This is a genomic window from Pseudomonas sp. VEM90 (genome assembly GCF_054611535.1).
The window spans coordinates 47,748-61,722 of the sequence record NZ_JBTRAR010000030.1; the positions used below are offsets into that span (position 1 = coordinate 47,748).

Here is a 13,975-nt window from a genome sequence, read left to right on the forward strand (position 1 = left end):
GTCTCAGTCAAAACTGGGAATAATATTGGCCTTGTCGATCGAGTCGATCGGTAACAGGAACTCCTGATTGTCCACCTGGACCACCACATCCTGCTCCTCCACACCGCGGAGAAGGCCCTGGAAGTTACGACGACCCTCGAAGGGTGAGCGCAGCTTGATCTTCACTTGTTCGCCGGCATGCGAGGCAAACTGTTCCAGCGTGAACAGTGGGCGATCCATGCCTGGAGAAGACACCTCGAGGGTGTACTCACTGCTGATTGGATCTTCTACATCGAGGATTGCGCTGGCCTGACGGCTGACCGCTTCGCAGTCGTCCACCAGAATACCGCCTTCCTTGTCGATGTAGATGCGCAGTACCGAATGCTTACCCTGGGAAACGTATTCGATCCCCCAGCACTGATAGCCCAGACCCTCGACAACCGGGGCCAACAAGGCCTGCAACTGTTCTAGCTTGCTCGACACCTGAACCCCCTCGTGCATGCTGTGCAAATAAAAAATGGGCGAAGCGCCCATCCCTGAAAGCGCCGTAGGACAACGACGCCGAAACTGTTCGGTTAGCAAAAAGCCCCTGAAAAGGGGCTCCGCTGAAGCTGGTTGCGGGGGCTGGATTTGAACCAACGACCTTCGGGTTATGAGCCCGACGAGCTACCAAGCTGCTCCACCCCGCGACAAAGCTGGGGCAAAAGTATAAGACCGAACCCTGTTGAGGGTCAAATCCAAACATTCACCTACAAGAAAGCCCGCTAAAGCGGGCTCTCAAGCTTTAATTGGTACCGAGAAGGGGACTCGAACCCCTACACCCTATGGGCACAACCACCTCAAGGTTGCGTGTCTACCAATTCCACCACCTCGGCAATACTACTACTTGAAACCCGTTACTTCTGCTCTTGAGCCGGAGGAGGTACATCACCGGTATTATGGGTGGTTTCGCTCTTCTGCTGCTGGAGCACCGGTACATCATCATTAACTGCCGGTTTCTGCGGCTCTTTCACTTCTAGCACTGCTGGATCTGGAAGACCTGCTTGGCTAAGCTGGTGAGCTTGTTGCTTCGCGAAGTATCCTAACCCAAGTGCTGTCAAAAAGAAAGTGGCAGCGAGTATAGCAGTTAATTTACTTAGGAACGTTGCAGAGCCTTGGCTCCCGAACACGGTGTTTGAGGCACCCGCGCCGAAAGATGCACCTGCTTCAGCACCTTTACCCTGTTGCAACAGAACCAGCACTACAAGCGACAGCGCTGCCAACAGATGAAAAACAACGATGACTGTTTCCAGCATTTGTTCAGTTTCCTGCGGCGCGACAAATTGCACCGAATTCGTCTGCGTTCAGGGAAGCCCCACCAATGAGCCCCCCATCGATATCCGGCATGCCGAACAGTTCGGCCGCATTGGCCGCCTTCACGCTGCCGCCGTATAGCAACTGCACCTTCGCAGCCACTTCAGCATCTTCTGCCGCCAGCTGGCCGCGGATGGCGGCGTGCACATCCTGGGCCTGCTGTGGCGTGGCCGTAAGGCCTGTACCGATGGCCCATACAGGCTCATAGGCAATTACTGCATCGGCAAAAGCCTTAACACCGAATGCTTCGATGATACTGCTTAGTTGACGCCCGACAACCTCGAGCGTTTTGCCAGCCTCGCGCTCTTCAAGGGTTTCCCCTATGCAAAGCACTGGCTTCAAGCCTTTGGCCTGAGCGGCTGCAAACTTGCGATTGAGTACTTCGTCGGTTTCACCAATAATCTGGCGACGCTCCGAATGACCAATCAACACCAACTTGCAACCTGCTTCAACCAGCTGCTCGGGAGCAACTTCCCCAGTCAGCGCACCCTGTTCGGGTTGTACAGCAGAATTCTGTGCGCCGATAGTAATTTCTTTACCTGCCAGGCCATCGATCACTTGATTGATGAACAAGGCCGGTGGAAATACGGCGACTTCCACTCCGCTCGGCAAGGCGAGATTACTCAAGCCTTTGGTCAGCTCAGCGACGCTAGCGCGGGTACCGTGCATTTTCCAGTTACCAGCTACCATAGGGCGACGCATGCTTTACCTCGTCGGTCAAAGTGGGCGCAGATCTTACCCAACCAGATCTGCGCTGGCAAGCGCCTTCAGACACAAACTTCGCCGACCAGTTTGGCCAGCGCTTCAGCATGGGCCCGCACCTGGGTTTCGTCTTCGCCCTCAACCATGACCCGGACCAACGGTTCGGTACCGGACTTGCGCAACAGCACACGACCACGCCCCGCCAGCGCTTCGGTAACCTTGGCACTGGCTTCCTTGACGGCCGGGTGCTCCAGCGGGTCGACCTTGCTGGCGCCAAAGCGCACATTGATCAGCACCTGCGGACACTTGCGCAGGGCCTGGCGGGCCTGGGCCAGGGTTTCGCCACGGCGTTTGAGCGCCATCAGCACCTGCAGCGCGGCAATGATCGCATCGCCGGTGGTAGTGTGGTTGCAGCACACGACGTGACCGGAGTTTTCACCGCCGACCAGCCATTGACGCTCCAACAGCTCGGCCATTACGTAACGGTCGCCGACCTTGGCCCGCACGAACGGGATGTCCAGGTCCTTGAGCGCCAGCTCCAGGCCCAGGTTACTCATCAGCGTGCCGACCACCCCGCCTTGCAGCTTGCCATGCTCCTGCAGGTCGCGCGCAATGATGAACAGCAGTTCGTCACCGTCGACGATGGCACCCGTGTGGTCGACCATCAGCACGCGATCGCCGTCACCGTCAAAGGCAATGCCGAGATCGGCATGCCCGACCAGTACAGCGGCCTGTAGCGATTCGATGTGTGTCGAGCCGCAACCTTCGTTGATGTTCAGGCCATCCGGTTGCGCATGCAGCACGGTCACGTCGGCACCCAGCTCACGGAATACGCTGGGCGCAACCTTGTAGGTAGCACCATGGGCGCAGTCGACCACCAGCTTGAGGCCCTCGAAGCTGGTGCTGCTCGGCACGCTGCTTTTGCAGAATTCGATGTAGCGGCCGGCGGCATCGTTGATACGCGAAACCTTGCCCAGCTTGCCCGACTCGACAACGGTCATCGGTTGGTCGAGCAGCTCTTCGATCATCAGCTCGACCTCGTCCGGCAGCTTGGTGCCCTGGCCCGAGAAGAACTTGATGCCGTTGTCGTCGTGCGGGTTGTGCGAGGCACTGATGACGATGCCGGCTTCGGCGTGGAAGGTACGCGTGAGGTAAGCGATGGCCGGGGTCGGCATCGGCCCGAGCAGCATCACATCGGCACCTGCTGCGGACAGGCCGGCTTCAAGTGCGGACTCGAACATGTACCCGGAGATACGGGTGTCCTTGCCCACCAGCACGCGGCAATGGCCTTGCTTGCGGAAGGCCATGCCGGCCGCCCAGCCGAGCTTCAGCATGAAGTCAGGCGTGATCGGGTATTCGCCGACGCGGCCACGAATGCCGTCGGTACCAAAGTATTTTCTGCTCATAGGGACTCCAATGTTCTTATTCGGCGTTTTGCACCGCAGCGATCATGCGCACCACATCAACGGTTTCGGCCACGTCATGTACACGAAGGATGCTCGCCCCTTTGGTCATGGCCAACGCCGCCAGCGCAAGGCTGCCGTACAAGCGCTCGCCGACCGGACGTTCCAGCGTCAGGCCGATCATGCTCTTTCGTGAAACGCCCACCAGCAGTGGGCGCCCAAGGCGATAGAGCGCTTCCATGTGCTTGAACAGGCTCAGATTGTGCGCCAGTGTCTTGGCGAAACCGAAGCCCGGGTCAAGGATGATTCTGTCAGCGTCGATGCCCGCAGCTGCGCAGGCGGTCATCCGCTGTTCAAGATAACGCGTGACGTCGGCAGTCACGTCCTGGTAATGCGGATCGTCCTGCATGTTGCCTGGCTCGCCACGCATGTGCATGAGGCAAACCGGCAGACCGGTATCCGCCGCAGCGTCCAGGGCGCCATCGCGCTCCAGGGCCCGCACGTCGTTGATCAGCCCGGCACCAAGGCGTGCAGCTTCGCGCATGACGGCAGGTGTGGAGGTATCGACCGAAATGACCACGTCGAGGCGGCTGTTGATGGCCTCGACCATTGGCGCCACACGTTCCAGCTCCTCGGTCACCGACACTGCACGCGCACCCGGGCGCGTGGACTCGCCACCAATATCGATCAGCGTTGCGCCAGCGGCAACCATCGCTTCGGCATGGCGCAGGGCTTCGTCGCGCTGACTGAAGCGACCGCCATCGGAGAAGGAATCGGGGGTGATATTGAGAATACCCATCACATGGGTATGCGACAAATCAAGAACCCGGCTGCCGCAAGGCAACCGGGTCGGGTACTGCACTGAGCTCATAGATGCCCTTAGTGTTCAGCCGCTGGGCCGCCGATTGGCGATTCCGGACGATCATCCTGGGCCGCAGGCGTGCCCGAGTGCTTGTCGTCGTCCCAATCACGCGGTTCACGTGGTGTGCGCCCAGCCATGATGTCGTCAATCTGATCGGCATCGATGGTCTCGTACTTCATCAGCGCTTCAGTCATCGCCTCGAGCTTGTCGCGGTTGTCGATCAGCAACTGCTTGGCAGTGGCATAGCACTGATCGATGATGCTGCGCACCTCGGAGTCGATCAGTTTGGCAGTCTCGCCGGACACACTGGCATGCTGGCTGCCGGCACTACGGCCGAGGAACACTTCGCCCTCTTCCTCTGCATACATCAGCGGGCCGAGCTTCTCGGAAAGGCCCCATTTGGTGACCATGTTACGAGCGAGCTGGCTGGCCCGCATGATGTCGTTGGACGCGCCGGTGGTCACGCCATCGAAGCCCAAGGTCATCTCCTCGGCGATACGGCCGCCATACAGCGAGCAGATCTGGCTGATCAGCGCACGCTTGGACAGGCTGTAGCGGTCTTCTTCCGGCAGGAACATGGTCACACCCAAGGCACGACCACGCGGGATGATCGAAACCTTGTAGACCGGGTCGTGCTCAGGCACCAGGCGACCGACAATGGCATGACCGGCCTCGTGATAGGCGGTGTTTCTCTTTTCTTTTTCGGACATGACCATGGTCTTGCGCTCGGCGCCCATCATGATCTTGTCCTTGGCCAGCTCGAACTCTTTCATTTCGACCAGGCGCTTGTTGGAACGCGCGGCAAACAGCGAAGCCTCGTTGACCAGGTTGGCCAGGTCGGCGCCGGAGAAGCCTGGGGTACCACGCGCGATGACCGCCGGATTGACGTTCTCGCCGATCGGTACCTTGCGCATGTGCACCTTGAGGATCTGCTCGCGGCCACGAATGTCCGGCAGGCCAACCACCACCTGGCGGTCGAAGCGGCCCGGGCGCAGCAGCGCCGGGTCGAGCACATCCGGACGGTTGGTGGCGGCGATGACGATGATGCCATCGTTCATCTCGAAGCCGTCCATCTCCACCAGCAACTGGTTGAGGGTTTGTTCACGCTCGTCGTGACCGCCACCCATGCCGGCGCCACGGTGGCGACCAACGGCGTCGATCTCGTCGATGAAGATGATGCACGGGGCGTGCTTCTTGGCCTGCTCGAACATGTCGCGCACACGGCTGGCACCGACACCCACGAACATTTCCACGAAGTCCGAACCGGAAATGGTGAAGAACGGTACTTTCGCTTCGCCCGCAATGGCCTTGGCCAGCAGGGTCTTACCGGTACCGGGCGGGCCAACCATCAGCACACCGCGCGGGATACGGCCACCCAGACGCTGAAACTTGCCCGGATCGCGCAGGAACTCGACCAGCTCGCCAACCTCTTCCTTGGCCTCGTCGCAGCCGGCAACGTCAGCCAGCGTGGTCTTGACCTGGTCTTCGGACAGCAGGCGGGCCTTGCTCTTGCCGAAGCTCATCGGCCCGCCCTTGCCGCCCGCACCACCTTGCATCTGGCGCATGAAGAACATGAACACGGCAATGATCACCAGGATCGGGAAGCTCGCCACCAGCAACTGTGTCCAGATGCTCTGTTGCTCAGGCTGCTTGCCTTCGACGACCACGTGGTTGTCGACCAGATCGCCAATCAGGCCATTGTCGGTGATGGCCGGGCGCACAGTCTTGAAGTTGTCGCCATCGCTGCGCTTGCCAGTAATGATGTAGCCATCGACAGTCACACGCTCGACCTTGCCATCCTTGACCTGCTGGATGAAGTCGGAGTAGTTGAGGGTCTGCGGCTCGTTAGGGCTGGAGAAGTTGTTCATCACTGTCACCAGGACAGCTGCGATGATCAACCACAGGATCAGATTCTTTGCCATGTCGTTCAATTAGCTACCCTCTGAGGCCGGCGCACGACGCAGCCGTGCCTCGCATGATATTCATCGCCCTAACTTACTACATTACCTACGCAGCCGCAGGCACCGTCTGTAACCCTTTGTGAAAGCTAGACTACACGAAGTTCGGACGATCCTGACGCAGCGGCCGATTGGAATTAACTATCGACCACCCCGCTTCACACCTTTCATTACCCTTTGAAGCCCCTGCCCAACAGGTATTGCTCCCGGGAACGGTCCCGCGACGACGACGGCTTGCGCATTTGCACCTTGTCGAACTTGCTGCGCACGTCCTTCAGGTACACGTCAAAACCTTCGCCCTGGAAAATCTTGATCAGGAAGTCGCCCCCGGGCTTGAGTACACGGGTTGCCAGATCGAGGGCCAACTCGCAGAGGAACATGGCACGCGGAATGTCTACCGCGGGCGTACCACTCATATTGGGGGCCATGTCGGAAATCACAAGGTCTACATGCGAATCACCGACCGCTTCGAGAATGCGCTGCAGCACTTCGTCCTGGGTGAAGTCCCCCTGAATGAAGGTCACGTCGGCGATCGCGTCCATTTCCAGAATGTCCGAAGCGATCAGGCGACCTTGGCCACCAATCAGACGACTGGTCACCTGGGACCAGCCACCAGGGGCCGCGCCGAGATCGATCACGCTCATGCCTGGGCGGATAATGCGGTCCTTCTCCTGGATCTCCAGCAGCTTGTAGCTCGCACGCGAGCGATACCCATCCTTCTGCGCCTGCTTCACAAAAGGGTCGTTGAAATGCTCTCGCAGCCAGTTTGCGCTGCTTTTGGAACGTTGTACCACGGGGCACCTCGATGATATGCGTCGTGATTGACTGGGCGGAGCCGGTGGCCCTCGGGTAAAATGCCGGTCAATTTTACAGAATCAGACGGAAAGGGTCAGATTATGCCGCTCAATAACGAGCAGAAGAAGCAATACAAGTCCATTGGTCATGACCTGAAGCCGGTCCTGATCGTTGCTGGCAACGGTTTGAATGAAGGCGTCATCGCCGAACTGGAGCGCGCGCTGGTCGACCATGAGCTGATCAAGGTCGAGATTCGCTCGGAAGACCGCGAGGAGCGCGCCGAAACCATCGCCGAGCTGTGCAAGGCCGGCCGTGCCGAGCTGGTGCAGACCATCGGCAAGAAAGCCCTGATCTACCGCAAGAACCCACAGCCGAACAAGCAGCTGTCCAACATCCACCGTTACAAGTAACGGTAGCGCCGATCAGTGGCGCGGTGAACGCGCCCTGACCGGTACCGGCTGGGCCACCAGCACGATGCCGGAAAAACCCAGCACCAGGAAGCAGAACATCTGCCAGCGCTCGCCCACGGAAATACCGTAGCGCAAGGTGTAATACCCCACGCAGGCACCGAAGCCGAGCAACAGCATCTGGCCGCGGAACTGCCGCCACCAGGCCGCCAGGCCGTCCACCCTCGCCAGCACTGCCAGCTGAGTCAACAAGCCAAGCAACGCCACGCCGATCAACCAGCGGTCGATCTGCCCGGCAACATCCTGCACCAGCAGCGGCGCCAGGCCACTGACCTTGAGCGCAGGCACCAGCCCAACATGGAACACCCACAGGCCACCGACCCAGAAAACCTGGGCCAGTTGCCAGAGGATCCCCTCGAGGGACGGCGCCCGCAGGCGCCGGTCAGATGTGCTTGACTTCGACAATCTCGTACTCGACCGTGCCGCTAGGCGTCTTGACGACGACAATATCACCTTCTTCCTTGCCGATGATGGCACGGGCGATTGGCGCACTGGCCGAGAGCTTGCCCTTCTTGATGTCGGCTTCGTCCTCGCCAACGATCTGGTAGGTCACCTGATCACCGGTCTCGGTGTTTTCCAGGTCTACAGTGGTACCGAAAATGACCTTGCCGGTGTGGGCAATGGTAGTCACGTCGATCACCACCGAGTTCTGCAGGCGGCCTTCGATATCGCGGATACGCGCTTCAACCATGCCCTGCTCCTCGCGGGCTGCATGGTATTCAGCGTTTTCCTTGAGGTCACCCAGCTCACGTGCCTCACCAATGGCCTGACTCAGGCGCGGGCGCTCGGTCTTGCTCAGGAACAGGTGTTCCTCTTCCAGGGCGCGAGCGCCCTGGACGGTCATCGGGTATTTGGTAATGCTCATGCTTTCAGTCCTGCATGCAGATCTTGCAAGCGACGAACGGTCTTTTCCGGACCGAATTTCAGCGCTTCGCAGATGGCTTCACCAGCCGCAATGGTAGTGGTGCAGTAAATCTTGTGCTGCAACGCATTGCGACGAATCGAATAGGAGTCGGCGATCGACTGGCGACCTTCGGTGGTGTTGATGATCAGCGACACTTCGTCGTTCTTGATCATGTCGACCACGTGTGGGCGACCTTCGGTCACTTTGTTCACACGGCGCACTTTCAGGCCGGCCGCCTCGATAACCTTGGCGGTGCCTGCAGTGGCAACCACTTCGAAGCCCAGGGCGATCAGGTCGCGGGCAACGCCAGCCACTTGTGGCTTGTCGTCGTCACGCACGCTGATGAACGCAGTACCACCGGTCGGCAGCACTTCGCTTGCACCCATCTGAGCCTTGGCGAAGGCTTCACCGAAGCTGTCACCGACACCCATGACTTCACCGGTCGATTTCATCTCAGGGCCGAGGATCGGGTCAACCCCTGGGAACTTGGCGAACGGGAAGACGGCTTCCTTGACGCTGTAGAAATTCGGGATGATTTCCTGGGTGAAGCCCAGCTCTTTCAGGGTTTTACCCGCCATGACACGGGCTGCGATCATCGCCAGGGACGTGCCGATGCACTTGGAAACGAATGGCACGGTCCGCGAAGCGCGCGGGTTGACTTCGATCACGTAGATCTTGTCGCCCTGCAGGGCCAGCTGCACGTTCATCAGGCCGACCACGCCCAGCTCCAGGGCCATTTTCTTGACCTGAATGCGGACTTCGTCCTGCACTTCCTTGCTCAGCGAGTAAGGTGGCAGCGAGCACGCCGAATCACCGGAGTGAACACCGGCCTGTTCGATGTGCTGCATGATTGCGCCGATGACCACGTCGGTGCCGTCGCACACTGCATCCACGTCCATCTCGATGGCGCAGTTGAGGAAGTGGTCGAGCAGTACCGGGCTGTCGTTCGACACTTGTACCGCTTCACGCAGGTAGCGCTTGAGCTCGTCCAGCTCGTAGACGATCTCCATGGCACGGCCGCCCAGTACGTAGGACGGACGCACGACCAGCGGGTAGCCGATGCTGCCCGCAGCACGGATGGCTTCTTCCTCGCTGCGCACGGTAGCGTTTGGCGGCTGCAGCAGGCTCAGGCGCTGAACCATCTGCTGGAAGCGCTCACGGTCTTCGGCGCGGTCGATGGCGTCAGGGCTGGTACCGATGATCGGCACGCCAGCTTCTTCCAGAGCGCGGGCCAGCTTCAGCGGGGTCTGGCCGCCGTAGTGAACGATCACGCCCTTCGGCTTCTCGACGCGGCAGACTTCCAGCACGTCTTCCAGGGTCAGCGGCTCGAAGTACAGGCGGTCGGACGTGTCGTAGTCGGTGGAGACGGTTTCCGGGTTGCAGTTGACCATGATGGTCTCGTAACCGTCTTCACGCAGCGCCAGGGCTGCGTGCACGCAGCAGTAGTCGAACTCGATACCCTGGCCGATACGGTTAGGGCCGCCACCCAGGATCATGATCTTGTCGCGGGTCGACGGGTTGGCCTCGCACTCTTCCTCGTAGGTGGAGTACAGGTAGGCGGTATCGGTGGCGAACTCGGCGGCGCAGGTGTCGACGCGCTTGTACACCGGGAACACTTCCAGCTTGTGACGGTGGCGGCGCAGGTTCTTGTCGGTGATACCCAACAGCACTGCCAGGCGCTGGTCCGAGAAGCCCTTGCGCTTGAGGCGCAGCATGTAGTCCTTGTCGATCGACGACAATGCCAGGGTCTTGACCTTCTCTTCTTCCTTGATCAGGTCTTCCATCTGCACCAGGAACCACATGTCGATGCCGGTCAGATTGAAGATTTCTTCGCAGGTCATGCCCGAACGCATGGCGTCAGCCACGTACCAGATACGCTCGGCACCCGGCACGGTCAGCTCGCGCTTGAGGATGCTGGTGGCTTCCGGGCTGGCCAGGTCGACTTTCGGGTCGAGGCCGCAGGCGCCGACTTCCAGGCCGCGCAGGGCTTTCTGCAGGGATTCCTGGAAAGTACGGCCGATGGCCATGACTTCACCCACGGATTTCATCTGGGTGGTCAGACGGGCGTCGGCTTTCGGGAATTTCTCGAAAGCGAAGCGTGGCAGCTTGGTGACGACGTAGTCGATCGACGGCTCGAAGGACGCCGGGGTGCGACCGCCAGTGATGTCGTTCTGCAGCTCGTCGAGGGTGTAACCAATGGCCAGCTTGGCGGCGATCTTGGCGATCGGGAAGCCGGTGGCCTTGGAAGCCAGGGCGGACGAACGCGATACGCGCGGGTTCATCTCGATGACGACCATGCGGCCGGTGTTCGGGCAAATGCCGAACTGGACGTTGGAACCACCGGTTTCCACACCGATTTCACGCAGCACCGCCAGCGAGGCGTTGCGCATGATCTGGTATTCCTTGTCGGTCAGGGTCTGTGCCGGAGCAACAGTGATCGAGTCACCGGTGTGCACACCCATCGGGTCGAAGTTCTCGATCGAGCAGACGATGATGCAGTTGTCCTTTTTGTCGCGGACCACTTCCATCTCGTACTCTTTCCAGCCGATCAGCGATTCGTCGATCAGCAGCTCTTTGGTCGGCGACAGGTCCAGACCGCGGGTGCAGATTTCCTCGAACTCTTCACGGTTGTAAGCGATACCACCACCGGTGCCGCCCATGGTGAACGATGGGCGAATGATGCACGGGAAGCCAAGCTTCTCGAGGACCGCATTGGCCTCTTCCATGCTGTGGGCGATACCGGAGCGCGGGCACTCCAGGCCGATGTCCTTCATCGCCTTGTCGAAGCGCGAACGGTCTTCAGCCTTGTCGATGGTGTCAGCGTTGGCACCGATCATCTCTACGCCGAACTTCTCCAGAACGCCGTGGCGCTCCAGGTCCAGGGCGCAGTTCAGTGCGGTCTGGCCACCCATGGTCGGCAAAACGGCGTCCGGGCGCTCTTTTTCGATGATCTTGGCGACCGATTGCCACTTGATCGGCTCGATGTAGGTGGCGTCGGCCATGGCCGGGTCGGTCATGATGGTGGCTGGGTTGGAGTTCACCAGGATGACGCGGAAACCTTCCTCGCGCAGGGCTTTACAGGCCTGGGCGCCGGAGTAGTCGAATTCGCAGGCCTGGCCGATCACGATCGGGCCAGCGCCGAGAATCAGGATGCTTTTGATGTCTGTACGTTTTGGCATGGTGGTCACTCAAATCCGGGGTCAGTCGGCAAGCCGCTTTGAACAATCTGGGTCAGGCGCTTCCGGGCACGGCAGGTGCCGGCCCGGGGCCTTGAAGCAGGATGCTCAGCGGCGCTTGGCCATGGCATCGGTGAAACGATCGAACAGAGGCGCGACGTCGGTCGGGCCTGGGCTCGCTTCAGGGTGGCCCTGGAAGCTGAACGCGCTCTTGTCGGTACGCTCGATACCCTGCAGGGTGCCGTCGAACAGCGACTTGTGAATGGCGCGAACGTTACCCGGCAGGGTCGCTTCGTCAACGGCAAAGCCGTGGTTCTGGCTGGTGATCATGACCACGCCGGTATCCAGGTCCTGGACCGGGTGGTTGGCACCGTGGTGGCCGTGGCCCATTTTCACGGTCTTGGCACCGGAGGCCAGGGCCAGCAGCTGGTGGCCGAGGCAGATGCCGAATACCGGAATCTCGGTTTCGAGGATTTCCTTGATCGCCTGGATCGCGTAGTCGCACGGCTCGGGGTCACCAGGGCCGTTGGACAGGAACACGCCGTCCGGGTTGAGTGCCAGCACTTCGCTGGCCGGGGTCTGGGCTGGCACCACGGTCACGCGGCAGCCACGGGCTACCAGCATGCGCAGAATGTTCAGTTTGACGCCGTAGTCGAAGGCAACCACGTGGTACGGCAGGTCGGCAGCCTCGATGGTCGGGTGGCTGTCGGTTTTCAGCTCCCACACACTGGAGCGCCACTCGTAACGTTCCTTGGTGGAGACGACCTTGGCCAGGTCCATGCCCTTCAGGCCCGGGAAGCCGCGGGCAGCAGCGATGGCGGCTTCTTCGCTGATGTTGTCACCCGCCAGAATGCAGCCGTTCTGGGCGCCCTTTTCACGCAGGATACGGGTCAGGCGACGAGTGTCGATGCCGGCGATGGCAACGACGTTGTTGGCCTTGAGGTACTCAGGCAGCGACTGGGTGTTGCGCCAGTTGCTGGCCAGCAGCGGCAGGTCACGGATGACCAGGCCAGCGGACCAGACGCGGTTCGACTCGGCGTCTTCCGGGGTAGTACCGGTGTTGCCGATGTGCGGGTAGGTCAGGGTAACGATTTGCTGCGCGTAGGAAGGGTCTGTAAGGATTTCCTGGTAGCCGGTCATAGCGGTGTTGAATACCACCTCACCAACGGTCTGACCGTCGGCACCGATGGCTTCACCGCGGAAAATACTGCCGTCGGCAAGGGCGAGTATGGCTGGCTTTGTCAAGAAGACCTCCCGTAAATCAAGCATGAAAGGGCGATCGCAGGTTGCAAAAAAGCGGAGTGACGTATGGACACGTCACCCCGCTTTCATGTGCTGAATTCAATTCGCTGCGCGCTTTTAGTGGACACACTAAAGCTGTAGCTTACAGAAAAGTGTGTTTTCGGTCTACCGCGGATGTGCCTCTAAAACACATCAATGCGACAGACTGACATCTGTATTGGCTTCTTCGCGGGCTCGCCCGCTCCCACAGGCCCACCACAAGCCACAAGACCCGCGCAATACCTGTGGGAGCGGGCAAGCCCGCGAAGCAGCCAGCACCGCCAGAACGGCTTAACGCAGCTCGAGCACATCCTGCATGTCGTACAGCCCCGGCTCGCGCCCATCCAGCCACAGCGCCGCACGCACGGCACCCTTGGCGAAGGTCATGCGGCTGGAGGCCTTGTGGGTGATTTCCAGGCGCTCGCCTTCGGCAGCGAACAACACAGTGTGATCGCCCACCACATCGCCGGCACGCACGGTGGCGAAACCGATGGTTTTGCGATCTCGCGCGCCGGTCTGCCCTTCACGGCCATATACGGCCACTTCCTGCAGATCACGGCCCAGCGCATTGGCAACCACTTCACCCATGCGCAGTGCAGTACCCGACGGGGCATCGACCTTGTGCCGGTGGTGCGCCTCGATGATTTCGATATCGACATCATCGCCCAGCACCCGCGCTGCCATATCCAACAGCTTCAGGCTAAGGTTGACGCCCACGCTGAAGTTGGCAGCGAACACGATTGGAATGTCCTTGCCAGCCTCAGCCAACAGCTGCTTCTCTTCGGCTGTAAAACCGGTCGTACCGATGATCATCGCCTTGCCGTGCTTGCGGCAGAACGCCAGGTTTTTCAGGGTCACCGAGGGGTGAGTGAAATCGATCAGCACATCGAACTCGTCGGCAACCTTGGCAAGGTCGTCGGACAACAGCACGCCAATTCGGCCAAGTGCCGCCAGCTCTCCGGCATCAGCCCCGACCAACGAGCTGTCAGGGCGATCAATCGCCGCAGTCAGCCCTGCACCTGAGGTTTGTTGCACGGCTTCGATGAGGGTTTTACCCATCCGCCCCGCCGCGCCCATCACTGCAATACGTCGCAT

The 13,975-nt window shown here is 60.2% G+C and carries 13 protein-coding genes and 2 tRNA genes; 1 reads left to right on the forward strand and 14 read right to left on the reverse strand.

All coding sequences use genetic code 11. The features are described from left to right. Positions 1-3: 3 nt before the first annotated feature. The 9 genes from rimP to rlmE all read right to left on the reverse strand — a co-directional run bounded on the left by rimP (position 4) and on the right by rlmE (position 7,051). A complete protein-coding gene (gene rimP, locus ACYCCG_RS23425) occupies positions 4-462 on the reverse strand; it encodes a ribosome maturation factor RimP (RefSeq protein WP_003249960.1) in 459 nt (152 codons plus the stop codon). A 129-nt stretch (positions 463-591) separates the two neighbouring features. Further along, positions 592-668 (reverse strand) — tRNA-Met (locus tag ACYCCG_RS23430). 100 nt (positions 669-768) lie between these two features. Continuing rightward, positions 769-854 (reverse strand) — tRNA-Leu (locus ACYCCG_RS23435). 21 nt (positions 855-875) lie between these two features. Then, the gene (gene secG, locus ACYCCG_RS23440) at positions 876-1,274 is read right to left on the reverse strand and encodes a preprotein translocase subunit SecG (protein WP_176685376.1); all 399 of its coding nucleotides are present in this window, start codon (positions 1,272-1,274) and stop codon (positions 876-878) included. Between the two features lie 4 nt (positions 1,275-1,278). Continuing rightward, positions 1,279-2,034: a triose-phosphate isomerase gene (gene tpiA / locus ACYCCG_RS23445; protein ID WP_176685377.1), complete on the reverse strand. Its 756-nt coding sequence runs from the start codon at positions 2,032-2,034 to the stop codon at positions 1,279-1,281. Between the two features lie 65 nt (positions 2,035-2,099). Beyond that, a complete protein-coding gene (glmM, locus tag ACYCCG_RS23450; protein ID WP_176685378.1) occupies positions 2,100-3,440 on the reverse strand; it encodes a phosphoglucosamine mutase in 1,341 nt (446 codons plus the stop codon). A 16-nt stretch (positions 3,441-3,456) separates the two neighbouring features. Further along, positions 3,457-4,308: a dihydropteroate synthase gene (gene folP, locus ACYCCG_RS23455; RefSeq protein WP_459671939.1), complete on the reverse strand. Its 852-nt coding sequence runs from the start codon at positions 4,306-4,308 to the stop codon at positions 3,457-3,459. Positions 4,309-4,316: 8 nt separating this feature from the next. Continuing rightward, complete coding sequence (gene ftsH / locus ACYCCG_RS23460) at positions 4,317-6,221, reverse strand: ATP-dependent zinc metalloprotease FtsH (protein WP_209963394.1); 1,905 nt, start codon at positions 6,219-6,221, stop codon at positions 4,317-4,319. 206 nt (positions 6,222-6,427) lie between these two features. Further along, positions 6,428-7,051, reverse strand: coding sequence for a 23S rRNA (uridine(2552)-2'-O)-methyltransferase RlmE (rlmE, locus tag ACYCCG_RS23465; RefSeq protein ID WP_176685379.1), 624 nt, complete (start codon positions 7,049-7,051; stop codon positions 6,428-6,430). 102 nt (positions 7,052-7,153) lie between these two features. On the opposite strand from rlmE, the gene yhbY reads away from it, so the two are divergent. Next, positions 7,154-7,462, forward strand: a complete 309-nt coding sequence (yhbY, locus tag ACYCCG_RS23470; protein WP_003249945.1) for a ribosome assembly RNA-binding protein YhbY — start codon at positions 7,154-7,156, stop codon at positions 7,460-7,462. Between the two features lie 12 nt (positions 7,463-7,474). Here the strand turns inward: yhbY and ACYCCG_RS23475 are convergent, their stop codons facing one another. The 5 genes from ACYCCG_RS23475 to dapB all read right to left on the reverse strand — a co-directional run bounded on the left by ACYCCG_RS23475 (position 7,475) and on the right by dapB (position 13,975). Then, positions 7,475-7,924 (reverse strand): MFS transporter, encoded by a 450-nt coding sequence (locus tag ACYCCG_RS23475; protein WP_176685380.1) that lies wholly within the window; start codon positions 7,922-7,924, stop codon positions 7,475-7,477. Continuing rightward, positions 7,902-8,384 (reverse strand): transcription elongation factor GreA, encoded by a 483-nt coding sequence (gene greA / locus ACYCCG_RS23480; protein ID WP_082056730.1) that lies wholly within the window; start codon positions 8,382-8,384, stop codon positions 7,902-7,904. The genes ACYCCG_RS23475 and greA overlap by 23 nt, the downstream gene beginning before the upstream one ends. Then, positions 8,381-11,602 carry a carbamoyl-phosphate synthase large subunit gene (gene carB, locus ACYCCG_RS23485; RefSeq protein ID WP_176685381.1) on the reverse strand — a complete coding sequence of 1,074 codons (3,222 nt, stop codon included), beginning with the start codon at positions 11,600-11,602 and terminating at the stop codon, positions 8,381-8,383. The genes greA and carB overlap by 4 nt, the downstream gene beginning before the upstream one ends. A 105-nt stretch (positions 11,603-11,707) precedes the next feature. Then, positions 11,708-12,844, reverse strand: a complete 1,137-nt coding sequence (gene carA, locus ACYCCG_RS23490) for a glutamine-hydrolyzing carbamoyl-phosphate synthase small subunit (RefSeq protein WP_016391781.1) — start codon at positions 12,842-12,844, stop codon at positions 11,708-11,710. A gap of 327 nt (positions 12,845-13,171) precedes the next feature. Further along, a complete protein-coding gene (gene dapB, locus ACYCCG_RS23495; protein ID WP_459671945.1) occupies positions 13,172-13,975 on the reverse strand; it encodes a 4-hydroxy-tetrahydrodipicolinate reductase in 804 nt (267 codons plus the stop codon).